23 protein-coding genes, 1 pseudogene and 1 riboswitch are annotated in these 22,795 nt (G+C 42.1%); of the genes and pseudogenes, 8 read left to right on the top strand and 16 right to left on the bottom strand.

What is annotated here, in order from left to right; all coding sequences use genetic code 11:
• Positions 1-113: 113 nt before the first annotated feature.
• Entirely contained in the window at positions 114-1,463 is a 1,350-nt protein-coding gene (gene ktrD / locus NSS75_RS07600) for a Ktr system potassium transporter KtrD (protein ID WP_024121152.1), read from the bottom strand.
• Between the two features lie 173 nt (positions 1,464-1,636).
• Complete coding sequence (gene htpX / locus NSS75_RS07595; RefSeq protein ID WP_339236821.1) at positions 1,637-2,533, bottom strand: protease HtpX; 897 nt, start codon at positions 2,531-2,533, stop codon at positions 1,637-1,639.
• Between the two features lie 171 nt (positions 2,534-2,704).
• Between htpX and NSS75_RS07590 the strand changes: the two genes are divergently transcribed.
• Together NSS75_RS07590 and sspD are read left to right on the top strand one after the other, a co-directional pair.
• On the top strand, positions 2,705-3,406 hold the full coding sequence (locus NSS75_RS07590; protein ID WP_024121150.1) for a DUF1836 domain-containing protein: 702 nt from the start codon (positions 2,705-2,707) through the stop codon (positions 3,404-3,406).
• A gap of 133 nt (positions 3,407-3,539) precedes the next feature.
• On the top strand, positions 3,540-3,734 hold the full coding sequence (sspD, locus tag NSS75_RS07585) for an acid-soluble spore protein SspD (protein WP_010333988.1): 195 nt from the start codon (positions 3,540-3,542) through the stop codon (positions 3,732-3,734).
• A 10-nt stretch (positions 3,735-3,744) separates the two neighbouring features.
• Here the strand turns inward: sspD and NSS75_RS07580 are convergent, their stop codons facing one another.
• The 4 genes and pseudogenes from NSS75_RS07580 to NSS75_RS07565 all read right to left on the bottom strand — a co-directional run bounded on the left by NSS75_RS07580 (position 3,745) and on the right by NSS75_RS07565 (position 7,624).
• Positions 3,745-4,890: an anti-sigma factor domain-containing protein gene (locus tag NSS75_RS07580; RefSeq protein ID WP_216394629.1), complete on the bottom strand. Its 1,146-nt coding sequence runs from the start codon at positions 4,888-4,890 to the stop codon at positions 3,745-3,747.
• Positions 4,887-5,642, bottom strand: coding sequence for an RNA polymerase sigma factor SigI (gene sigI / locus NSS75_RS07575; protein WP_044156149.1), 756 nt, complete (start codon positions 5,640-5,642; stop codon positions 4,887-4,889). The genes NSS75_RS07580 and sigI overlap by 4 nt, the downstream gene beginning before the upstream one ends.
• 262 nt (positions 5,643-5,904) lie before the next feature.
• Positions 5,905-6,821, bottom strand: a pseudogene (locus NSS75_RS07570) (TerC family protein).
• A gap of 134 nt (positions 6,822-6,955) precedes the next feature.
• Positions 6,956-7,624: a DedA family protein gene (locus tag NSS75_RS07565; protein WP_095713448.1), complete on the bottom strand. Its 669-nt coding sequence runs from the start codon at positions 7,622-7,624 to the stop codon at positions 6,956-6,958.
• A gap of 189 nt (positions 7,625-7,813) precedes the next feature.
• Between NSS75_RS07565 and NSS75_RS07560 the strand changes: the two genes are divergently transcribed.
• The 3 genes from NSS75_RS07560 to NSS75_RS07550 are packed head-to-tail and all read left to right on the top strand — an operon-like array spanning position 7,814 to position 13,030.
• On the top strand, positions 7,814-10,216 hold the full coding sequence (locus tag NSS75_RS07560) for an EAL domain-containing protein (protein ID WP_339236816.1): 2,403 nt from the start codon (positions 7,814-7,816) through the stop codon (positions 10,214-10,216).
• A gap of 39 nt (positions 10,217-10,255) precedes the next feature.
• A complete protein-coding gene (locus NSS75_RS07555; protein WP_081638290.1) occupies positions 10,256-11,191 on the top strand; it encodes a Ku protein in 936 nt (311 codons plus the stop codon).
• 3 nt (positions 11,192-11,194) lie between these two features.
• A complete protein-coding gene (locus tag NSS75_RS07550; RefSeq protein ID WP_024121143.1) occupies positions 11,195-13,030 on the top strand; it encodes a DNA ligase D in 1,836 nt (611 codons plus the stop codon).
• 27 nt (positions 13,031-13,057) lie between these two features.
• Here the strand turns inward: NSS75_RS07550 and NSS75_RS07545 are convergent, their stop codons facing one another.
• Both NSS75_RS07545 and NSS75_RS07540 read right to left on the bottom strand, forming a co-directional pair.
• Positions 13,058-14,071, bottom strand: coding sequence for a glycosyltransferase family 2 protein (locus tag NSS75_RS07545; RefSeq protein ID WP_024121142.1), 1,014 nt, complete (start codon positions 14,069-14,071; stop codon positions 13,058-13,060).
• 12 nt (positions 14,072-14,083) lie between these two features.
• Entirely contained in the window at positions 14,084-15,775 is a 1,692-nt protein-coding gene (locus NSS75_RS07540; protein WP_213418569.1) for a DUF6044 family protein, read from the bottom strand.
• A 202-nt stretch (positions 15,776-15,977) separates the two neighbouring features.
• On the opposite strand from NSS75_RS07540, the gene NSS75_RS07535 reads away from it, so the two are divergent.
• Entirely contained in the window at positions 15,978-16,787 is an 810-nt protein-coding gene (locus NSS75_RS07535) for a metallophosphoesterase (RefSeq protein WP_101860633.1), read from the top strand.
• A gap of 22 nt (positions 16,788-16,809) precedes the next feature.
• Here the strand turns inward: NSS75_RS07535 and NSS75_RS07530 are convergent, their stop codons facing one another.
• Positions 16,810-17,361, bottom strand: a complete 552-nt coding sequence (locus tag NSS75_RS07530) for a hypothetical protein (RefSeq protein ID WP_024121139.1) — start codon at positions 17,359-17,361, stop codon at positions 16,810-16,812.
• A gap of 93 nt (positions 17,362-17,454) precedes the next feature.
• On the opposite strand from NSS75_RS07530, the gene NSS75_RS07525 reads away from it, so the two are divergent.
• Positions 17,455-18,576 carry a glycosyltransferase gene (locus tag NSS75_RS07525; protein WP_198097648.1) on the top strand — a complete coding sequence of 374 codons (1,122 nt, stop codon included), beginning with the start codon at positions 17,455-17,457 and terminating at the stop codon, positions 18,574-18,576.
• 18 nt (positions 18,577-18,594) lie between these two features.
• Here the strand turns inward: NSS75_RS07525 and NSS75_RS07520 are convergent, their stop codons facing one another.
• The 3 genes from NSS75_RS07520 to NSS75_RS07510 form a co-directional block, all read right to left on the bottom strand.
• A complete protein-coding gene (locus NSS75_RS07520) occupies positions 18,595-19,059 on the bottom strand; it encodes a MarR family transcriptional regulator (protein WP_081638289.1) in 465 nt (154 codons plus the stop codon).
• A 137-nt stretch (positions 19,060-19,196) separates the two neighbouring features.
• On the bottom strand, positions 19,197-19,379 hold the full coding sequence (locus NSS75_RS07515; protein ID WP_024121137.1) for a hypothetical protein: 183 nt from the start codon (positions 19,377-19,379) through the stop codon (positions 19,197-19,199).
• 87 nt (positions 19,380-19,466) lie between these two features.
• Complete coding sequence (locus NSS75_RS07510; RefSeq protein WP_010333974.1) at positions 19,467-19,622, bottom strand: hypothetical protein; 156 nt, start codon at positions 19,620-19,622, stop codon at positions 19,467-19,469.
• A gap of 193 nt (positions 19,623-19,815) precedes the next feature.
• On the opposite strand from NSS75_RS07510, the gene tnrA reads away from it, so the two are divergent.
• Entirely contained in the window at positions 19,816-20,148 is a 333-nt protein-coding gene (gene tnrA, locus NSS75_RS07505; RefSeq protein ID WP_003239028.1) for a MerR family transcriptional regulator TnrA, read from the top strand.
• A 43-nt stretch (positions 20,149-20,191) separates the two neighbouring features.
• Here tnrA and mgtE read toward each other — a convergent pair whose 3' ends face one another.
• The 4 genes from mgtE to NSS75_RS07485 form a co-directional block, all read right to left on the bottom strand.
• Positions 20,192-21,547, bottom strand: a complete 1,356-nt coding sequence (mgtE, locus tag NSS75_RS07500; RefSeq protein ID WP_024121136.1) for a magnesium transporter — start codon at positions 21,545-21,547, stop codon at positions 20,192-20,194.
• Between the two features lie 17 nt (positions 21,548-21,564).
• On the bottom strand, positions 21,565-21,687 hold the full coding sequence (locus NSS75_RS07495) for a hypothetical protein (protein ID WP_010330178.1): 123 nt from the start codon (positions 21,685-21,687) through the stop codon (positions 21,565-21,567).
• 95 nt (positions 21,688-21,782) lie between these two features.
• Positions 21,783-21,949, bottom strand: a riboswitch (M-box (ykoK) riboswitch).
• A gap of 108 nt (positions 21,950-22,057) precedes the next feature.
• Positions 22,058-22,195 carry a transcriptional regulator SplA domain-containing protein gene (locus tag NSS75_RS07490; protein WP_003218541.1) on the bottom strand — a complete coding sequence of 46 codons (138 nt, stop codon included), beginning with the start codon at positions 22,193-22,195 and terminating at the stop codon, positions 22,058-22,060.
• 75 nt (positions 22,196-22,270) lie between these two features.
• Entirely contained in the window at positions 22,271-22,783 is a 513-nt protein-coding gene (locus NSS75_RS07485; protein WP_339236808.1) for a PepSY domain-containing protein, read from the bottom strand.
• Positions 22,784-22,795 lie beyond the last annotated feature (12 nt).

The following is a 22,795-nucleotide window of genomic DNA, read 5'->3' as shown; positions in this document are numbered from 1 at the left end:
GAAAATGCAGGCCAGCTGATTAACTGCAGCTGTTTATGTTAGGTTCTCCAACTGGTCCCGGGTCACACATCTTTTTTTTGGCAATAAAAAAACACCGCAGATGCGGTGTTTAATTATCCGATAATCACTCTTTCCTTCGGATAATGGTAATTTGCTTCAATTTCTTTTCTTCCGATCAGATAAAGGAAAGTCAATATTCCGATCCGCCCGATAAACATTACGATCATAATGACACATTTTCCTACGTTGCTCAAATCAGCGGTAATGCCAAGAGACAGACCAGTCGTTCCAAAGGCCGAACATACCTCAAACAAAAGCTCCAGCAGAGAATGCTTTTCTGTCACTGTAAGGATCAGTGTCGCTCCAAAAACGAGCAAAATCGCCATCATTGTGACCACAAGAGACTTCATCAGATCTGCTGGGTGCAGCTCCCGTTTGAATACTTTTACCGCTTTATTGCCGCGTGCAAAATGAAACAGCGCAAGCAGATTCAAGGCAAAAGTTGTTGTCCTTATGCCTCCCCCGACTGAGCTTGGCGACGCACCGATAAACATCAGCGCGCACATAAAAAACAACGTGGGATCCGACAGCTGGCTGATATCAATTGTTGCAAGCCCGCCGCTTCGGGTAGCTGTTGATTGAAACAAGGATAGAAACAAAATATCATGCCATGCCTTTCCTGCAAACGAGTGGCTTGCTTCCAGCGCATAGATGCCGATGGCGCCGAACACTACGAGTGAGCCAAACATAATGGTCGTGATTTTTGTAAAAAGCGTAAACGGATATCTCCGATGCTTTGAAAACAAGAAGTCCTTTACTTCGACAAGCACCGGAAAGCCGATCGCTCCGAATATGATCAAAAGCATCGTAATAAACTGCACAAAATAATCATGGCGGAATGGAACCATGGAATTTCCTGTTATATCAAACCCGCCATTTGTGGTAGCGCTGACACTTGCAAAAAACCCGTGTAAATAAGCTTCCTGAAAGGAATCATAGTAGGTTAAAAAATAAGTGCCAAGTATGATTCCTCCAAAAAATTCAATCCACAATATAAGAAAAAGAACCTGCTTCATTAAATTGACAATACCCGAAAACTGGGATTGATTTTGGTCTACCATAATCAATTTCCGTTCTTTAAGGCCGATTCTTTTTCCCATGATCAGCCAAATAAACGTTCCGAGCGTCATAATCCCGATTCCGCCAAATTGCAGAACGAATGCCAAAATAAAAATGCCTGTAGTGCTGAATGTATCAGCTGTATCCACAACCGTCAGCCCCGTGACGCTGACTGAACTGACAGCCGTAAAAAGCGCGTCAATAAAAGTCCAATCCGCTCCCTGCTTATGGGCAGCCGGCAGGCTCAGCAATATCAGGGCCACAGTTACTGCGAGAAAGTAATATAATGCAATCAGCTGGGCCGGAGATAATGCCTGTATCAATTTTCCAAGCTTTAATCTCATGTGAAATCCTTCTGCCTCTCTTTTAAAGTACGGTAATTATTCTAAAGATATTAGATCCATTTTTAAAGGCTTTTGCGAAACATTTTCTTAACTTGCATATTTTTTTATTATTTTAGTCAAAGTGAAACAGAAAAAAAACCTCTGAGGGTTCTCAGAGGAAGGATGTTTTTATTTTATTTAGCTTCTAATCGTCTGATTCTTTCATCTAAATCAGGGTGAGTAGAGAAAAGCGATGACCGCTTCTTGCCATTAATCTTTAGTGTTTGGACAGCTGTCTGATCTTCTTCCATGATGCGGGAAGAATAGCTCTTAAGCGTTCGAAGAGCATGAATCATCTTATCCTTGCCGGCAAGATCCGCTCCTCCCCGGTCAGCATGGAATTCACGGTGGCGTGAATACGCAAAAACAACGAGGCTTCCGAGAATTGAAAAGACAATCTGAAACACAATTATTGCGATAAAATGAACAATCGGAGCAAGATCTTCCTTAACAAAGCGGCTCGCGATCCATGCAGCGATCCGTGATAAAAAGACGACAAAGGTATTCACAATACCTTGTAAAAGTGTCATTGTCACCATATCACCATTTGCAATATGAGCGACCTCATGGGCAAGCACGCCTTCAACCGCAGCATCATCCATTTGATCAAGCAGGCCTGACGACACAGCGACAAGAGAGCGGCGTTTTGAAGGGCCAGTCGCAAACGCATTCACTTCGGATGAGCGGTAAATTCCGACCTCCGGCATCTTCGTTAAGCCGGCAGAGCGGCTTAATCTATAAACACGGTCAACCAATTGCTGCTCTTCATGGCTAAGTGTATGTTTCTCCGGATTCAGCACTCTGACGCCCATCATTGTCTTTGCCATCCATCTGGACATCGCAAGAGACGTAAAGGAACCGACAAAACCGACGACTAAACTGAATACAAGAAGCGCAATAGGATCTATACCGCCATCAGCTGTAAAGTACGTCCCAACTCCAGTGACAGAGCTTATGACAGATAAAACAATTCCGATCGTTGTAAGCACCAAAATATTCGTTAAAATAAACAGAAAAATTCTTTTCGCCATAATAACCTCCGTTATTTTTAAGATCAAATGAACCTGTATATTTAAATTATAAAACATCTGTTTGAAAATGCAAGGATTTAGACGTATGATGTTAATGTATTGCTGACGCTTTAATAGTGCATTTATACATAGAGATTATATCCGCGTCAAATTGTCTTGAAGAGGTGAACAATGAATATTTTTAAACTCACTCGAATTGAGATGGTACGGCTGCTCTATTCCCTTAAAGGCCTGGGAGACATTAGCCCGCTCGACATCCTCGTTAAATCGGCGAATATGTCAGCGGAAGAAGCGGCAAGCCATCTTCAAATTCCAGAATTTCTTACAAGATATGAACGAAAAAAACAGAAAAAAGAATACGGCCTGTCAACCAACGAAATCGTTGAGCTTGGCAATTTATGCGAGCTGACTTCGTTAAAGTCAACCGCGATTCAAAATTGGGTGAAACGCGATATCAAAGACCTCATTGGCCATCCTGAGCTGGGTAAAAAGTATTCAGTTGAACAGGCAGTGATTCTTTTAATTGTACGTGACTTAAAATCCATTTATGACTTTGAACACATACGAGCTATCTTAAAAGTTGCTTTTAACACCATCTCAGACAGATCTGATGATGTCATCAGCCCGTTAGCGTACTATGAAAGCTGCGCGCATGTGCTGCATGCCATTTATCACCAAGATACTCCTTCCATGAAGGAATCAAACCTCCAGCAGATTGTCGAACAGGAAACAGACCTTCTTCGTCACCATTTTGAAGAGCTGAGTGACGCCCAATGGGTCAAAATCAGGCAGATTATTGCCATTACAGTTCTCTCCATTTTGACGTTCCATATTCAGGCGACCGCGAACAAAATGACCGCTGACATACTGTAATCAGGAGGTACCCCCGGCAAATTGCCGGGGGTTTCTTATTCCCCCACAACAATTGCCAGCATAAATAACCCCCGTACATTTCAAACTAAATACGCGTTAAGAATTTCTTAATAGAAAAAGGAGATGAAAAAAGATGGCGAGCAGAAATAAACTCGTTGTTCCAGGGGTGGAGCAGGCACTAGACCAATTTAAACTTGAAGTGGCTCAAGAATTCGGTGTGAACCTTGGTTCTGATACAGTTTCACGCGCTAACGGCTCTGTAGGCGGGGAAATGACAAAGCGTCTGGTTCAGCAGGCACAATCACAGCTAAATGGCACAAATAAATAAACTCAGGACTCTATTCGCCGGGGGCACTCGGCGAATCTTCTGTTTGAGCTGATTCATTATTGCTGCTGTAGCCATTTGGGTTACGGTGGTAAGAAGCATTATCCCGATTAGATGAGGAATGATCCTTTCCTTTTTCACCGTTATTCCAATTTTTGCGATTTTTGCTATTCTTGCTATTCTGTTCACCATTGTCTTCTTCTTCATTTCCGTTATCTTGAGGAACTTGTGTAGGGGTTTGCTCAGTATCCCCATCTTTTTCAACTTTCGTGTTTTCATCTGATTCCTTTACATCTTTATTCTGTTCACTATCATCATTCTGCGTGTCAGTTGTATCTTCTTTCTGTGAATCCGTATCATCCAGCTGTTCATTTTCTCCTTGTTTGCTGTCCTGATCGTCTGTCTGATTCGTGTTTTCTTCCTCGCTGCCGGTATTTTTTTGATCCTCTTCCCCGGATTTTTGAGAATCTTCATTTGGATCTTTCATGTTATTCTTTTCATTCGATTTTATGTAGCTGCCTGTTGATACGCCTTCCTTTTTTGCTTTTTCTCTCGTTTTCATATCTGTTTCGAGAGATTCCATGCGGTATGTTGTTTTATATTTTTCCGTTACATCATTCAGCTGTTTTTTTACTCCTGATTTATATGTATCGTCATCCGTATTTTCATAAACAGTGGAAATCAATATTTCTTTCGATTCCTTTACATATCCATGCTCGCTGCAATCCGTAATAATATCGTCTATCACCTTTTTAAAATCAGTCTCCTCCCAATCATCGATGTCACTGATAACCTTCTTGCCGTCATCATTTAAGGGCGTCAGTTCGATCACTTCGTAATCGCTGTTTAACGCCATTTCGAAGCTTGGATTGATATCTATTGTCATATACGCATAGGCCTTGTCATTAGAGAAAACGGGGAGGATAATAAAAATAAAAAGCATAATAGCAGTCATCGAAAAAATCCCCATTTTGAAAGGGCGCAGTCTTAAAACATCAAAAAAGCTGGCCCTTCTGCCCATGCGTGTCTCACTCGGAAGCATGATTTCTTCTCCGATTTCATATGTTTGGCGATCATTTTTTGCTTTTAAAAATTGTCCGTCAGGGGTCAGCAACGTGACGAATTTTTTATTTTTCTCTACTATGATCCCTCTTCTCATGAGTGCAGCACCCCTTTAAGATAATCTTTTAAATAAATATAATCACCGGTAATGATAATGCACATTGCAATGATATATTTTCTGTTTCTCTCAATCGTTTTTCTGCTTACTGAAACGAGCTGTTCGAGCTGTTTAACAGGAAGCTGTTTCTTCGTATAAAGAATCGCAGCTAATTCTTCATGCTCGACAAGAGTGAGCGCCACCTTTATGGCGTTTTGCCTTGCGTCCGCATGCTTTGGAGAATGTTCAAGCAGCTCTTGAAATGAAAGTCCGTAGTCTTTGAGCTGCTTTTGAAAATACAGAATTTCCTCCCGCCTCTGTTCCTGTTCTATCTGGCGGCGGTATTCATCAATAGAAAGCTCGGCTTCAATCAGGCTTTGTGAGGATTCCTGATCGTCACCCTCCTGTAAATCCATATTAATATTTTGAGCGGTTCTTGCTTCTTTTCTAATGTAATCAATGACTTTTCTTTTTATAATAAGCTCTGCGAATGCGAGCAGCGAATTTCCTTTTTCAGGTGAGTACTTTTCAATAGCTTCGTTAAATGCAATCAGTCCGATGCTGAACTCATCGTCTTTTTCATCTATATATCGTTTACAAACGGATGAAACCGTCTTTGCGATAAATGGCTTATATTGCTGTATCAACTCGTTTTGCAGATCTTTATTGCCTTTTTGTATGCTTTCAACAGATTTTTCAAGCGTTTGCTTCTTTTTTCCCAATTTAAACAAAAGGCTAAGCACTGGTTTCACCTCAGTTCCTCCCTATAACTACTCATTAATGATAGCTAATTTGATAGGGAATCGCAAAGGAGAAAAAGAAATATTGATTTCCAATGTCTCAATTATGACAATCATTCTCACGTACTATACAGGATTTCGTGCCTTTAAAGAGAATTTTGGGGGTTTTAAAAGAGGTTTTTGTAACAAAGCTGTTATAAAAATGTTATTTTATTTCGTCTGTGAAAACGCTTCAAACATGAAAAGACTCTGCTTTTCAGCAGAGTCTTTATGATTAAGCCCTTTCTTGGCTTCTGTTATTTTGTTCGTTTTGTGCGTCTTCCGCCTGTTTTTTTGAGCCTGACATAAACCAGCCGCAAACTGCGATCGCCGCTAAGACACCCCAGAAAATCACCTTCCATGTCCCTGAGTGGATAAAGTGCGAGGACACTATGGCGATGTCATCATGTGCGAGTGTATATAAAGCAAGCTTTACCCCGACCCATCCGACAATAACAAATGCTGCTGTTTCTAGGCTTGGACGTTCCTTTAAAAGCTTAACAAACATCGATGCCGCAAACCGCATAATCACCAGTCCGATAATGCCTCCGGCCAAAATAACGAAGAATTGTCCTCCATCAAGTCCGCCGATCTTTGGAAGTGAAGTTCCCGGCAGCGTAACGGCCAGAGCGACTGCCGCTAAGATGGAGTCAACAGCAAAAGCGATATCTGCCAGTTCAACCTTTAATACAGTCGGCCAAAATCCGCTTTGCTTCGTCACCTTATGATTGTCTTCTTTCTTAAATACATATCTTTTGAGCAAGTGGCTTGCTGCAATATACAGCAAGTAGATCGCGCCAATGGCTTGAACCTGCCATACGTTCACCAAAAAAGAAATAGCGAATAAAGAGCCAAATCGCAGAACAAAGGCGCCTGCCAGCCCATAAAACAATGCCTTCTTTCTTTGCTCCTCCGGCAAATGTTTTACCATAACCGCCATCACTAGAGCGTTATCGGCGGCTAAAATACCTTCCAGCCCGATCAAGACGAGAAGAACCCAACCATACTCCAATAATAATGCTGCATCCATAAATGATACCCTCCCAAAAAAGTTGTTTTCTTTCTCTTCATCCGATCTTATGCCGGCCGGACATGCAAAAAAGACCTTTGCCGACATAAGGCAAAGGTCTTGCTAGACATGAATTCAGGCATGCCAACAAAGCCGATGGATATCACTATCCATGAAATGACGACTTTGTTTCCGGAACATTCCGGACGCTACTCCCCTTTGGGATTTCAAGAAATATCATATTATATGTCAATGATATGCGGAGCGAGTTTATTTGTCAACGCTTATTTTTTAAAAAAACTGAAAAATGTTCAGACTGCATTCGTTTTTTCCTCTTTTTTATCACTAAATAGAGAACAAACAAGATCAAAATGGCGATCCCGATCGGAAGCATATATTGGTCTAGAATAGAGCCAACGTCTTTCCAATTTTCTCCGAGCTTCACACCGAGATATACATAAACAAATGTGATCGGCAGCATGGCGATAAACGTGTAAAGAGAAAACACCCAGACATTCATTTTTGCGATGCCGCATGGTATAGAAATCAGGGTGCGGATCCCCGGCAGGAAGCGGCCGCTGAAAGCGACAAAACCGCCATGTTTTTTAAAAAATTCATCCGATTTGTCAAGAGCCTCAGGCTTTATAAAGAAGTACTTTCCGAAACGTTCAAGAAACGGCCTGCCTCCATAACGCCCGATCCAATACAGGGTGAGCGGACCGGCGACTCCTCCTAATGATCCTGCCAGAACAGCGCCGGCAAGCGTCATGTCACCTTTCGATACCCAATACCCAGCAAGCGGAAGGACAATTTCGGCGGGAATAAATTCAATACAGAGCGCCAGAAAAATTCCGAAATAAGATAAGCTTTTAAATGCTTCTATCCAGGACATAACCAATTCTTCGATCATCTTCACTTCCCTTTTCCCTGATCTATGTATACACATTTTTGTTTTTCACTCAAAACATCAAAATGATTTTAACATATTTTTGACGGTCAGCAGAACTAAAAACAGAGAATCTTCATTTCAAGCGTTTTTCTGACAATTTCTCCAGGCATATAGACTGAAATTCTTTAGCTGACAGCCGATATTAAGGAGAGTCAACAAGACTGGAACACACGGGGGAATCTCCATATGGAATTACACGCAACATATAATACAACACTCATATGTTTATCTATTCTTATTGCTTGCGCAGCATCGTTCACCTCCCTTGAACTTTCAAGAAAAGTCACCATTCATACAGGATTAAAAAGCAAGGTATGGCTGATTGCAGGCTCTATCATTATGGGCTTTGGGATTTGGTCCATGCATTTTATCGGCATGATGGCTGTTCATACGGAGATGCCGATGCATTATGAACTGGCGCCTTTAGTTGCCTCGATTGCAGCTGCTGTTTCTGGATCATTTGTTTCTTTATATATCGTCAGCCGTTATATCCTAACCTTTTACAGACTGCTTACAGGATCGGTGGTGCTGGGTGCATCGATTTCATCTATGCATTATATCGGAATGTCTTCCATTTCCCGGGTAATGATGATGTATGAACCGCTGCTTTTTACATTATCCATTGTCATTGCCATTGGAGCTTCTTTCGTCTCACTAAAGATTTTCTTTGACTTGTCCATGAAAAAACCTGCAGACCATTTGCTGATTTATAAAATAATCAGTGCCTTAATAATGGGAATTGGCATATCGGGAATGCATTATACAGGAATGATGGCCGCTACATTTTATGAGGATGTTGCACCTCCCGACCATCATATGGAAGTCCATACATTCGATTGGTCTATTCTGATTGCCTTAATCGTCTTCTGTATTCAAACGTTATTATTATTCAGTTCTCATGCTGATCGAAAATTCATGAAACAAAATGAACGCATGAAGGATAACGAACAGCGGTTTCAATCTTTAATCATTCATAATATTGATGCGATCTTTATCCTGTCATTAAAAGGAGATATTATTTCTTCTAATCATGCTGGTGAGGATATGATGAATAACTTCGGCCTAAACCATCAAAATTGGAATCATTATATGTCGCCAAAAATCAATGCGCTTTTTAAGCAGGTCAAAAGCGAAAAACAAGCCATTAACAGCGATACCAATCTTATGACGGACAAAGGCCAGTTTCATTTGAATATTACGTTTATTCCTGTTGAGGTGAACCAAGAACTGGACAGCATATATGTCATCTGTAAAGATGTGACAAAACAGTACAGGGCCGAAAAAAAAATCCATAGAATGGCTCATTACGACTCACTTACAGATTTACCCAACAGAAGGCATGCGATCTCCCATTTAACAAAGGTCTTGAATCGCGAGCATGCCTTGGATTATAACACCGTGGTATTTTTCTTAGATTTGAACCGGTTTAAGGTGATAAATGACGCATTAGGCCATAATGTCGGCGATCAGCTGCTCCAGCTCGCGGCTAAACGGCTTTCATCCGTTATACCGGATAATGGATTTATCGCACGGCTTGGGGGTGACGAATTCATTATTATTATGACTGACGCCAATACCGGAACGGGAGAAGCCGATGTTTTGGCTAAAAAAATCATTCAGCAATTCAAAAAGCCATTTAAAATTCAGGAACACACCCTTATTACATCCGTCAGCATCGGAATTGCGATTTCTCCTAAAGACGGAACAGACGGCCCTGAATTGATGAAAAAAGCAGATATGGCAATGTATGCGGCCAAAGAGCGAAACAAAAGCAAATACAGATACTACTCTTTCTCAATCGGCAATAAAGAAACCGTCAAGCTTAATCAAGAAATGGAGCTGAGGGAAGCGATTGATAACAAGAGATTTGTCTTGCACTATCAGCCGCAATTCAGTACAAGAGATCAAAAAATGACAGGTGCTGAAGCGCTCATTCGCCTTGTCACTCCCGACGGCAATCTGCGTCCGCCTGGAGAATTCATCGGTGTTGCCGAAGAAACCGGCCTTATTATTGATATTGGAAAGTGGATTATTGATGAGGCGTGCAGGCAGGCAAAAGTGTGGCACGACAAAGGATTTGATCTTTCTGTCGCCATTAATATTTCCGCCAGACAGTTTCAATCGAAGGAACTGATTCCGCTCATCAAGAATACACTTTCTAAATACATGCTTCCCCCTCGCCTTCTTGAAGTTGAAGTAACAGAAAGCATGACTATGGATAATCTTGACCACTCCAAAAAGGTTCTATCTTCTTTAACCAAATTAGGCATCAGGATCAGCATTGACGATTTTGGCACGGGGCATAGTTCTCTAAGTTATTTAAAGGACTTTCCGATCCACAGGCTGAAAATCGATAAATCATTCATCGATGATATTCAGACACACCCAAAATCAGAACAAATTACAGGTGCCATTATTGCCATGGGCCATCAGCTGTCTTTACAAGTCATTGCCGAAGGCGTGGAAAACTCCGGCCAAAAACAGCTGCTTGACGAAAAAGGCTGTGACCATTTACAGGGCTTCTTTTTCAGCAGGCCGATACCGCCCGAACAGCTTGAACACTTGATATTGAACCAGCCGCCGCGTTAACAGCGCCGGCTGTTTTTTTATACCCATAAGTTACTACACATGAATCCCCCCTCTCATCTCCACAATAATGAAAAAAAGGGGTTCATCGATATGCATACAATGTGGAAGGGATCCATCAGCTTCGGTTTGGTGAATATCCCCATCAAGCTTTATGCCGCCACAGAAGACAAAGACATCAAACTGCGAAGCCTTCATAAAGAAGATCATGCGCCAATTAAATATGAAAAAATGTGCACCAACTGCGAAAAAACGCTCAGCCCTGACGAAATTGTGAAGGGATATGAATACGTAAAAGGAAAATATGTCGTGCTGACTGATGAAGATTTAAAAAGCCTAAAGCAGGAGCATGAAGAGAAAGCAGTTGAAATTGTCGATTTTGTTCAGCTGCAGGAAATTGACCCGATATATTTTAACCGCTCCTACTTTGTCGGACCCGGAGATAACGGCACGAAAGCCTATACTCTTCTTCGCGAGGCGCTTCGATCCACCGGAAAGATCGGGATCGCCAATATGACGATCAGGTCGAAACAGCAGCTTGCCATTCTCCGCGTATATGAAAATTGCATCGTAATGGAATCCATCCATTATCCCGATGAGGTCCGTAGTGCTGCCCACGTACCCGGAGTGCCTGATCAATCAAATGTAAATGATAAAGAATTGCAAACCGCCATTACACTGATAGATGAGCTGACAACTGAATTTCAGCCGGAACAATATGAGGACACGTATCGAAAAGCCTTGCTGCAAAGAGTCAATGATAAGCTGGAAAATAAAGAAACAGCCGTCACTCCTGACAAAGCGCCTCCTCGTGAGGATGTGATCGACCTGGTCAGCGCACTTCAAGCCAGCATCGATCGAACCAAAAGGCCGAACCGGGAAAAACCAGCAGCAGCACCTGCCGAAGGCGGAGAACCGAAAGGAGCCGGAGAAAAAAAGCAGAAAACCACTAGAAAAAAAGTCTCCGGCACATCATAACCAATGGCGTTTACCATGCAGCCCGTCCTTACTGCGTCACCTCCAAAAGGAGCGGAATGGCGTTACGAAGTAAAATATGACGGGTTTCGCTGTATTCTCCGCATTAATACGTCAGGCGTGACATTAACGAGCAGAAATGGCTTAGAGCTTAACAGCACCTTCCCTGAAATTGCTAACTTTGCCGAAACTGCTTTTCAGCATATAGAAAAGGAACTTCCGTTAACACTTGACGGAGAAATCGTGTTTTTGGCGAATCCATTCCGTTCAGATTTTGAACATATTCAAGTGCGGGGACGTTTGAAAAGGCCGGAGAAGATACAGGAATCCGCAAACTCTCGGCCTTGCTGTTTTCTCGCATTTGACCTTTTGGAACGAAGCGGACAAGATGTATCGACTTATTCCTATATTGACCGAAAAACATCGCTGCATGAGCTGATGTCTGCTGCAAAGCTCCCGGCTGAGCCAAATCCTTATGCAAAGGAAACCATTCAGTATATCCCCCCCTACCAGCACTTCGATCCGATTTGGGAGAAGGTAATAAAGTATGACGGAGAGGGAATTGTAGCAAAAAAAATCAACAGCAAATGGCTCGAAAAAAAACGGTCATCTGATTGGCTGAAATATAAAAACTTTAAACATGCCGATGTTTGTATCACAGGATTTAATCCTCACAATGGATTTCTGACGGTTTCTGTGTTAAAAAACGGTGTAATGACGCCTGTCGCCTCTGTATCACATGGGATGAGCGAGGAAGAAAAAAATGCAATACGCGCGATTATGGAACAGCACGGACATAAAACAGCATCAGGTGAATATACGCTCGAACCATCGATCTGCGCTACTGTCCAGTACTTAACGATTTTACAAGGCACGCTTCGAGAGGTTTCGTTTGTCAAATTTCAATTTCAAATGGACTGGACCGACTGCACCTTTGCACAGCTTGTGCGCCGCTCAAAGCCGGTTCATCCAAAACTGCAGTTTACAAGTCTGGATAAAATCATATTTGAAAAGCATAAAAAAACAAAAGAAGATTTCATCCAGTATATGATTGAAATCAGCGACTACCTGTTCCCGTTTCTCAAAGACCGTGCTGTCACGGTTATTCGCTATCCGCACGGATCAAGGGGCGAATCCTTTTTCCAAAAAAATAAGCCGGATTATACACCGGACTTTGTCCAATCCTTTTTTGACGGTAGCCATGAACATATTGTCTGTAAGGACCTGTCCACCTTATTGTGGCTTGCCAATCAGCTCGCTTTAGAGTTTCATGTTCCTTTTCAAACGATTACAAGCAGAAGGCCGGCAGAGATTGTCATTGATTTAGATCCCCCGTCCCGAGATGACTTTCTGATGGCTGTTCAGGCAGCAAATGAACTCAAACTGCTCTTTGAATCCTTCGGCATCACATCGTATCCGAAGCTTTCCGGCAACAAGGGGATTCAGCTTTACATTCCCTTGTCACCAGAAGCATTTACGTACGAGGACACACGCCAATTTACACAGCTGATTGCCGAATATTGTACCAATGCATTTCCAGACCTATTTACAACCGAACGCCTGATCAAAAACAGGCATGGAAAATTGTATCTCGATTATTTGCAGCATGCTGAAGGAAAAACGATTATCTGCCCCTATTCCACCAGGGGAAACGAGCTTGGCACCGTAGCGGCGCCGCTGTATTGGCACGAGGTGCAGCCATCTTTGACACCGGCGATGTATACAATCGATACCGTCGTTGACCGGGTCAAGAAACACGGATGCCCGTTTTATGAATTTTACCGCAATCCGCAGGATGAACCTCTTGCCGCTATTTTGAATCAGCTGAAGAAAAAGAGCTGACTTATCCGGTCAGCTCTTTTTGTTGTTTCAACTGTATTTTTTCTCCAAACGCTCACTTTCCTGGCGCTGCAGCGGGCTCAAGGGTTCATTATACAAATCGATATCCACCGCATATTTCGGCCGTCTTTTCACTTCAGAGAAAATCGTTCCGATATATTCGCCGATAATCCCGATTCCCATGAGCTGCAATCCGCCCAGAAACCAAATAGAGATGATGAGAGACGCCCAGCCCGCATTTGTGTGGCCAAGCATTTTTTGAATGACTGCGCCAATCCCCGCCATGGCGCTTACCAAAAATAATAGAAAACCCAAAAGCGTAAAAAAGCGAATCGGGGCCACACTGAAGGATGTGATTCCGTTAAATGCGAATGAAAGCATTTTTTTCAGCGGATATTTCGTTTTTCCGGCAAAACGTTCTTTGCGGTCATACAAAACTTCGGCTGACCTGAAGCCGATCATAGGAACGATGCCCCTTAAAAACAAATTGGCTTCCGGATAGCGCGCGAGTTCTTCAAGCGCCCTTTTATTCATTAAGCGAAAATCGGCATGATTGTAAATTAACTTAATCCCAAGCTTATTCATGAGCCGGTAAAACCCTATAGCGGTCGTGCGCTTAAAAAAGGTATCGGTTTTCCGGCTGCGGCGCACGCCGTACACGATTTCAAAACCATCGTGATATCTCAGCATAAATTCTCTGATAACAGAGATATCATCCTGCAGATCGGCATCAATCGAAATCACGCAGTCTGATTTTTGCTTTGCTTTATGCAGACCTGCTAAAAGCGCTTTTTGATGTCCGACATTGCAGGCTAATTTTAATCCGGTTACCTTCTTGTTTTTCACACTTTCCATGGCAATCAAAGACCAGGTGCGGTCTTTGCTGCCGTCATCAACAAATAAAATTTTACTGTCTTCGGATATCATTTTTTCTTCCATTAAGCTGTTTACAACCTCCGTCAGCTGACGGCTTGTCTCTTTAAATACTTCCTCTTCATTGAAACACGGAACGACGATGGTTAACACTGGCTGTGGCTGTTTCAATCGATATCCTCCTTATTTTGTTTCGTATAAATAAATGCGCCAGGCGGAATCTTTATGGTCAAATGTTTTCACGAGCGCCAGGTGGTTTTGGTCAGCGTTCATGATGGGAACCGCAGAAAAAATATATTGTCCGCCCATTTGTTGAAACACATCTGTATTTAATTCAAGATGATTGATTGTTTTTTTCGAATTCTTTTTAAAGTCATATCGTTTGCCAAGCTCATCGACGAACAGATAGCAGCGGCTCCCCCATTCATCAAAGTATCGTTTCAATTGGGCGTTTTTTTCCAGCTCTTTTTCAATGATTTTTCTAAATTCATATTTATATGAGAGCGGGTACAGGTTGTTATATGTATCTAAGGTGTAAAAACCGTTGTATTGGGCAATAGACGGATGCAGACCGATACTCGCCACCCTGTACGAATCTTGCGGGCGCCCGATATACTCCTTAATTTCTTTAAATTGGTCAGACGCGTAAAATTCACGAAACGTCGGCGCGTTGTAGTGAACGCCATACGTATACTCCTCATTAAAAGGCGCAAGGACCATCAGCTGCGCAGTAACTGCCGCATACACCAGCCATCGCCACTTTTTCCCCATCCGCCAGATGAGGTACAAAGCGAGCGCAAAACTCATGTAGATCACCAGCGGGCGCAAAAAATGAAAACGGGCAAAATTAAATTCAGCTAAAAATGCAAATTTCTGCTTTGGAACAGCCCATATTTTGTTGAACCAAAACGCATACCACAGTGACAGCGCATAATTCAGCACGCAGAGAAAAAGATAAACGTTTTCTTCCCTTGTCCGATTTCGTTTGAACAGCACAGCAAAAAAGACGAGTAATAAGATTGGAAGAATCACAACGGTATGAACTGTCATGACATGGTTGTGTCCGTAGACAAAGTTTTTGACGGACAAACGCAGAGAGTGCCAAACATCATGCCTTGATGAAATAAATTCAATCCGGTGCATCGGCGCGTGTGAAATCAACATCGAATAGACAAGCCGGTACTCGACAAATAGATAAATACTTGTCATAAAAGCGATGCTGCCTAAGAAAATGAAATTCCATTTTCTTTTTGTGATGACATCATACAGCCAGAAGCATGCCATCCCAGCCAAGAAAAAGAAGAAGCCTAATACAAAGCTTGAATACAACGGCAGCAAACCGAGCGTCAGCCATTCTCTCCATGAGATATCCCCTTTTCGGATATTCAAAAAAGCCCACAGCGCCAAAGGGTATCCAAGCGTGCTCAGCATTCCAGAAGGCCAAAAAGGCGTTAAGGCAAATGCGAGCGATACGCCAATTCGGATCAATGCCGCTTTCTCCTCCGGAATCACATGTTTCTTCAGCAGCACATACATTCCGAAGAAAGCGACAACTCTCGTAATGGTCTGGCTTACCGCATAGGCGGTCATAGAAGAAAACAACGCGTGCAGCCAAACAATTCCGCTCCACTCAGTGCCGAACGCATCCCGTGGCAGTCCGTTAATGATTTGCGGAATGGCAGCATCAACTTTGCCGATGATTTCTCCGCTGTCGGCCAGCACCTTGTACCAAGCGATATTGGAATCCAAATTATCGTGTACGCGAATATGGGCGTCTTCCTTCAAAATAAAAAGCGGGGAGACATACAGCAAAAGGAGAAATAAAGCCATCAAAAGATAATATGTTTCTTTTTTGTGTTGTCTTAATCGTAACATCCCTAACACATCCATCTGTTATTCTGACTTCTATTGGGCATGATCTGCCTCACCTGTCAAAATTTATTATCCCTTTTCCCTTCTAAAACATTCATCAAATGACAATCCTTTCTGCATTTTTCAAACTGGTCTTCAACCCATTAATTCCCGCTATCCATAAGGCTGGATCACTTACTATACTGGTAGAAGGGAGGGGATACATGTGTTCATCTTACTTTCATTGGTCATACTTGCTGTTATGCCATTTATATATAAAGCAAACCGCAACACAAAAGATGTGAAGGTCAACACGATTTCAATTGATCAGCAAGACGGCCTTCCAGTAAGAAAAAAACTGAATATCCTTCATTTATCGGATCTTCATTTAGAAAACATTTCTGTTTCGCCTGATGAGCTGTATCGTTTAACAAATAATCAACCTGTAGACCTCATTGCGCTTACCGGAGATTTTCTTGACCGGAAACGAAATATTCCAAAGCTTGCCGGCTACTTGCAGGCACTGCAACAACTGAAGCCTGCGTATGGTATGTACGCGGTGTTTGGCAATCATGATTATGTATTAAAAGAAAAGGACTTTCAAAGATTAAAGCGAGTGCTGGAGGAAAATGGCTGCATTACGCTGCAAAATGAACATGTTCACATCAATACTGATGCAGGGCCTGTTAATATTATCGGAATTGACGATTACAGTACGAATCGCAGTAAAATCACAAACTCTTATAAAGGCCTTCAGAATGGCTATCACCTTGTATTGACACATGATCCAAACATTATTTTAGAGATGCAGGATATTCATTTTGACTACCTGTTATCAGGCCATTTTCACGGAGGGCAAATCCACTGGCCAAAGCCGTATCATTTGGTGAAAATGGGCAAGCTTGTACGTATGAATATGATTAAAGGTCTTCATTATCATCACGATAAACCGTTTTATATCAGTGAAGGTTTAGGACAAACTGGCGTTAATATCCGTGTAGGAAGCCGCCCCGAAGTGACTTTCCATCAAATTTAAAAAGACTGTGCTGACCATGGCATCAGTCTTTTTTTTGATAGGTGTGCTGAAGCTTTTCTTTCGAGATAAACAAATAGGATGAATTCGGCAGATTTCGCAAGCTCACTGGCTTTGACGTTAAATATAAAATCGGCATATGAGTGATTTTTTTAAAGGATCTGTAAAAAGGATTGACCGGGGTTACCACGTCAAAGCCGAGCCTTTCTACCCCTTTATCAAGCATTGTAATGCCAATGATTCCTTTGATTTTTTCGCTTTTTTTATGATTGTTGATATACTCCAGCAGCATCGGCATTGATTGATATACTTTTTGATAAATAATGATTCCTTTTCTGACTGCGCTTTCAATGCTTTGCAGTTCCCTGATCAGCTTGATGTTGTGCAGATGGATTTTAACGAGCACATCGTTTTTTCTTATATGCGTTCCGTCACTCAGCACGACATGATGCCCTTTGTATTTCGTCAGTCTGACTCGAAAGACGCATTTTCGCTCATCTTCAATCAAAGTCAGCCTCGAAAAAAAGAAATAAATCGGGTCAATTACTCTCCAAATGGAAAGGAAACAGGTTTTCATCTCTTCACCTTCCTTATCATCAAAAAAAACACCCTTATATTTTGTGATGATTTTCCCCAAAATATAGTTGCCATATTTTTAAGGAGGACGGACATGACAAACATTCTTATTTTTCCTTTTTTAAGCATTTCCACCGGGCATCATCATGTTGCTGATACCCTGAAGGCTGATCTGGAATCTAAAGGACTGCATTCAGAAAAAATTGATATCTTTTCACATACGTATAAACGTTTAGAACAACTGTCCTCCTCAGCTTATTTAAAATGGATTCAATATTTCCCGAAAACGTACAGCGGAATATACAAGCTTCTCGCTTGCGGAGAGTGTAAAAATGTCAAACGCTATGCCATGTATGAATGGCTGTTTATGCAAAGCATGAGACAGATTCTCAAAGAAAAACAGCCTGATATCGCCTTCTGCACACACGCCCTGCCTTCTTACCTGCTAAACCGGCTGAAACCGGAATATCCAAACATGACCATTGTAAATGTATACACGGATTTTTTTGTGAATCAGGTATGGGGGCGGAAGAACATTGACTACCACTTTGTCCCGATCATGGATATCAAGAAGCAGCTCATGACCGAAGGAATCAGCCAGGAAAAAATATTTTTGACCGGCATTCCCGTTCACCGGGCTTATGAAACAGGAACCGCAGAAACCTGTCAGCATCGTCCGCCTTATACCGTCATGATTACAGGCGGCAGTATGGGAGTCGGAGGTATTTTTAAGCTGGTCCAGGAGCTGTCCCCAGGCGGAAACATCTTATACAAAATATTATGCGGCAGAAACGAAAAGCTCTACCGCTATGTCAAAAGTTTACAACATCCTTTTATCGAAGCGATCCCATACCTTCACAGCAAAGCAGAAATGAACAGTCTGTACGCACAAGCCTCAGGCGTCATGACAAAGCCAGGAGGCGTAACCATCAGTGAATGCTTAAAGAAAAGGCTTCCGGTATTTATCTATCATGCGCTGCCGGGACAGGAGGAAATGAATGTGAACCTGTTAAAAGAACGGCAGCTTGTCACAGATATAAGAAACTGGGATATGAAGCGGGCAGAGGAACGCATTTCCGCATTTTTTCAATCGAATGAACGGGCAGCAGCAGAGAAGCAAGTCAGGGAGTATCTTGGCCAAATGTGTGACCGGGAGATTGGGGAGGTTTTAAAAAGGATATTAGATGAATGTGAACATAAAAAAACACCCTCCTGAAAAGAGAGTGTGGAATGACTAACGAAACAGTAAATGCTGGCTGTGAATACCTGCTTTCTTCAGCAGGAGGATCAGCTGGTCCTGCTCATCAGACGAAAGGCCTGAAAACGCTCTCGCTATACGGAGCGCATGGATTGGATAAATTTTATCCAAATACTCATTCCCTTTATCCGTGAGATGCGCGTAAACGGAGCGTTTATCTTTCGGGTCCTGCTCCCTGACTAAAAACCCGTTTCTTTCTAGCTTGTCAATGACATATGTGACGTTTCCGCTTACAAGCAGAAGTCGCGACCCAATTTGCTGTAATTTTTGCGGGCCTCTCGTATACAAAAGTTCCAGTACGGCAAATTCTGTGGGATTAAAGCCGTGCTCTTTGCTGTCACGGATGCTGTGTTCAGACACACTTTTGAAAGCCCTTGCAAAAACTCTGTACAAATTCATCGCACGCTCAACTTCTTCTTCGTTAAACGATAATCTCATCATATCTACCCCGTATATAGAATTTTTATAAAAAAATAATGAAAACCCTTACATATAATAAGAGTTTAATGCCCTTATTATTTTTATTCGCTATAATTCGAGAAATTCCTTTTCAGGAAACAAAAAAATCCTTATACTCGTTATTTTGTATAAGGATTTTTTTGGTGATATGGGATGCTGCGAAAGAAATATGCGTATTCCTTCCGCAGTTCAGAAAGTGTCATTTTGTTCATTACTTCTTTATTATAAACTCCGATTTGAAAGAGTTTTTCTGAATAATGGCTTCGTTCTTTTTCTAATGCAGTTTTCAATAAATTACTCATAGCGTCCTCCTTCATTTTAAGGTATCCTCTAAATAAGATACTCTTTTTAAATGAATGTGGTGTGAATCTAATGTAAAGAATTTATGTTTACGAAGATTTTCGGTAAAGTCCGTTTTGAACTGATCTTAAAAGCTGAAAAGCATGTTCTCCGGCAAGCTGCATAAACGTTTCAAGCATTTCATCCCGTTTCATATCCAACTCGATTATTTCCTTTGCCAGTGAGACCGCTTTTTCTTCCTCCATGATTATCCTTCCTCCTCATTTAATCGTTACATAAAGGATAAAACGCGCTTATAGGTTACGCATCATTCTTGTTAATTTTTCTGCCGTATTTTTTCAAAAATCTGCTATTTCATGTTAGAAAATATAACAAGCGTCAGGTTTTTTCTCTATGTTTTTTATATACTATTATCAAAAGACATCCAGGGGTGGAAAAATGACCACAGAAGATCATTCTTATAAAGACAAAAAAGTGATTTCAATCGGGATTGTCAGTGAATTGACAGGGTTGTCCGTAAGACAGATCAGGTATTATGAGGAGCGTAAGCTGATTTATCCGCAGCGTTCTTCAAGGGGAACGAGAAAATATTCTTTTGCCGACGTCGAGCGGCTGATGGATATCGCGAATAAACGCGAAGACGGCGTGCAGACAGCTGAAATTTTAAAAGATATGCGCAAAAAAGAACAAATGGTAAAAAACGATCCGCAAGTCCGAAAAAAAATGCTGGAGGGGCAGCTTAATGCTCACTTTAGGTACAAAAACCGTTAAACGATAAAAGTCCGCCTCGCAATCTGAGACGGACTTTTATCGTTTATAATGAGTGAATGAATGCAGTCGCAATACCAAAGTAAATTAATAATGACAAAATATCATTTAACGTCGTAATGAGCGGACCTGACGCAATGGCCGGGTCTACATTCAGTCTATGCAGAATAATGGGGATGATTGTTCCGGACATCGTGCCGATAATTAAGGTCAGCAGCAGTGAAGAGCCGACAACAAATCCTAAAAGCACATTCCCCTGCCATATAATGGCGATCACCGTAATTAAGACAGAACAGACGGCACCGATATAAATACTCGTTCTGAGCTCCCGAAAAATCAGTTTCACAATCGTTGTTTTATTCATTTCTTCTTTAGATAAACCTCTGATGACAACCGCGAGAGACTGTGTTCCTGTATTCCCTGTCATCCCTGACACCATCGGCATAAAGAATGCCAGCGCCACGACCTGCTTCAGCGTATCTTCAAAATAGCTCATGATGCTGCCTGAAATCAGCCCGATGAACAAAAGCAGGATCAGCCATGGAAGGCGGCGGTATGCTGCAACATATGCTTTTGTATCGAAGGTAATGGCTTTACCTGATGCGGCGAATTTTTCGTAGTCCTCATCGGCTTCCCGAATAACGACGTCGATGATATCATCGACCGTCACGATCCCGACAAGCACATTGTTTTCTTCCACAATCGGAATCGCTAAGAAATCGTAACGTTCAATCAGCCGCGCCACTTCTTCCTGATCTTGAAGCGCGTCTGCTGCAATGACACGGGTAAACATCAAGTCTTGTACCTTTTCTTCCGGTTCCCCGAGAATCAAATCGCGATATGACAGAACGCCGACAAGCTGCTTACTGTCATTTATAACATATAAGTAGTTGATAGACTCTGCGATTTCCGCGAAACTTTTTAGTTTGACGACCGCGTCTTTTACCGTGTAATGCTGAGGAATCCACACATAACGGTTGGTCATCATGCGCCCCGCTGAATCAGCCGGGTAATTCATAAGGAGCTGAACAGCTTTTGACTCTGATGCCTCCATGCTGGATAAAAGCTGCTCCTTCAGTTCTTCATCCATTTCTTCAAGCAATTGAGCGAGGTCATCGTTGTCCATTTTGTTCATGGCGAGTGTTGCTTTTGTTTTTCCGACTTTATTTAAGACGGCTAGCTGAAATTCCCGTTCCAGTTCGCCGATCATATCAGTAATATCATCAACAGTTAAATAAGATAAATAGCGGGCGCGGTGTTTTTCCGGCATTTCTTTAAAAATAAACGCCATATCATAGGGCTGAAGCTCATCAATAACACTTCTGAAATCCCTGATTTTTCCGTCTCGCAATAATATAATGATGCGTAAAATGAGTTCGTCATAGGTCATGTTTTGAACCATCGGGACTCGTACCTCCTCTACGGAGACGTGCCGGCCTCGCCAGAAGGTGCGGCAGATCGTCTCCTCATCGTGTAATCAATTGTCTTGCTGTCATAGTATATGGGTACTTCTTCAGATTGACTCGAATGGGGAGAATCCATACTCCGCACCTCCTTTTTGTTCAACATTTCGTTTTCAAGGCATAAAAAAAGCCTTCTGGATTGAAGGTGAAAGAAGCACGGCAAAAAAAGCGTGCGGGCGCCTTCAATCGTAGAGCTTTAGCACTGTATGGCATAGGAGCAATCATCCAGCTGCATTAAAAATCACCTTATGTCGATGATTTCTGTTGACCCATTGGCGTCTTTGGACATTTTTGGGCAGCAGCGTATCTCCATACAGGAGCCTCACCTAACGAAGTTCGTAATTGAATTGACACACTGAGATTACAGAAAAAAACAAGCTATGTCAACTTAAAAAAGTTATTTATGCGTTTACATCTCATCAGATGAAATAAAATAAGGGCCTTAGCCCTTATTCTGTTGTTTGCGTCTCATCATCTTCTGAAAGCAAATGATAGGTTTCATGAAGAAATAAGGCGTATTCTCCTTCCTTCGTCGGATGTGGAACATACTCAGCCTGATTGATGTATTGTTCTTCTTTCTTTTCCAAGCGCTTCGCCTCCTTTTCTTATTAGATTGTCCAAAAAGCGGCTCGTTATCATGAAAAAACCCCGCGGGTGCGGGGTTAGTCGTCTAATTCCTGTTTCATAATACGTCCGTCCTTTGCAGAGATGTCAAATTCTGCTTCAGTCCCTTGTTTCGTTTGAACCTCAATTTCGTAGATATAAGCACCGTCGTCTTCATCCAGCTTGCTTTCTGTGACGGTTCCAGCTGTTTTCTTTAGAGCAATCTGTTCTGCTTCTTCTTTTGTCAAAACAACTTGCTCTTTTTTCTCTTTTAACGGGTCATTGAGCGCTTGTTTGGTCTTGATATCCACATAAACATCATAATCTTCACCGTCTTTTTCGATTTCAACTTCATAAGCTTCTTTGCCATTATAGATGTCTCTGTCGATGTCATCCACTGTTCCGTCAACAACTGTTTTGGCAATGGACGCCGCTTCTTGTTCAGTAAGTCCGCCAGTTTCAGAAACAGACTGTGTATGTTCATTATTTTCTTTCGCAAACGCGTTGTAGCTGAATCCTCCGGCCGCTAAACACCCTGCTAATAAGCCAATCATCCATCTTTTCTTCAGCATATGTGATTCCTC

It is taken from the genome of Bacillus sp. FSL K6-1012, assembly GCF_037964915.1.
GTDB lineage: Bacteria > Bacillota > Bacilli > Bacillales > Bacillaceae > Bacillus > Bacillus halotolerans.
This window is presented reverse-complemented; position numbering and strand designations above follow the sequence as displayed.

Bases quoted from the DNA above. Each gene is read 5' to 3' on its own strand.
- ktrD (WP_024121152.1), bottom strand. From the start codon at position 1,463: ATGAGATTAAAGCTTGGAAAATTGATACAGGCATTATCTCCGGCCCAG.
- htpX (WP_339236821.1), bottom strand. From the start codon at position 2,533: ATGGCGAAAAGAATTTTTCTGTTTATTTTAACGAATATTTTGGTGCTT.
- NSS75_RS07590 (WP_024121150.1), top strand. From the start codon at position 2,705: ATGAATATTTTTAAACTCACTCGAATTGAGATGGTACGGCTGCTCTAT.
- sspD (WP_010333988.1), top strand. From the start codon at position 3,540: ATGGCGAGCAGAAATAAACTCGTTGTTCCAGGGGTGGAGCAGGCACTA.
- NSS75_RS07580 (WP_216394629.1), bottom strand. From the start codon at position 4,890: ATGAGAAGAGGGATCATAGTAGAGAAAAATAAAAAATTCGTCACGTTG.
- NSS75_RS07565 (WP_095713448.1), bottom strand. From the start codon at position 7,624: ATGTGTATACATAGATCAGGGAAAAGGGAAGTGAAGATGATCGAAGAA.
- NSS75_RS07560 (WP_339236816.1), top strand. From the start codon at position 7,814: ATGGAATTACACGCAACATATAATACAACACTCATATGTTTATCTATT.
- NSS75_RS07555 (WP_081638290.1), top strand. From the start codon at position 10,256: ATGAATCCCCCCTCTCATCTCCACAATAATGAAAAAAAGGGGTTCATC.
- NSS75_RS07550 (WP_024121143.1), top strand. From the start codon at position 11,195: ATGGCGTTTACCATGCAGCCCGTCCTTACTGCGTCACCTCCAAAAGGA.
- NSS75_RS07540 (WP_213418569.1), bottom strand. From the start codon at position 15,775: ATGTTACGATTAAGACAACACAAAAAAGAAACATATTATCTTTTGATG.
- NSS75_RS07530 (WP_024121139.1), bottom strand. From the start codon at position 17,361: ATGAAAACCTGTTTCCTTTCCATTTGGAGAGTAATTGACCCGATTTAT.
- NSS75_RS07525 (WP_198097648.1), top strand. From the start codon at position 17,455: ATGACAAACATTCTTATTTTTCCTTTTTTAAGCATTTCCACCGGGCAT.
- NSS75_RS07520 (WP_081638289.1), bottom strand. From the start codon at position 19,059: ATGATGAGATTATCGTTTAACGAAGAAGAAGTTGAGCGTGCGATGAAT.
- NSS75_RS07515 (WP_024121137.1), bottom strand. From the start codon at position 19,379: ATGAGTAATTTATTGAAAACTGCATTAGAAAAAGAACGAAGCCATTAT.
- NSS75_RS07510 (WP_010333974.1), bottom strand. From the start codon at position 19,622: ATGGAGGAAGAAAAAGCGGTCTCACTGGCAAAGGAAATAATCGAGTTG.
- tnrA (WP_003239028.1), top strand. From the start codon at position 19,816: ATGACCACAGAAGATCATTCTTATAAAGACAAAAAAGTGATTTCAATC.
- mgtE (WP_024121136.1), bottom strand. From the start codon at position 21,547: ATGGTTCAAAACATGACCTATGACGAACTCATTTTACGCATCATTATA.
- NSS75_RS07495 (WP_010330178.1), bottom strand. From the start codon at position 21,687: ATGGATTCTCCCCATTCGAGTCAATCTGAAGAAGTACCCATATACTAT.
- NSS75_RS07485 (WP_339236808.1), bottom strand. From the start codon at position 22,783: ATGCTGAAGAAAAGATGGATGATTGGCTTATTAGCAGGGTGTTTAGCG.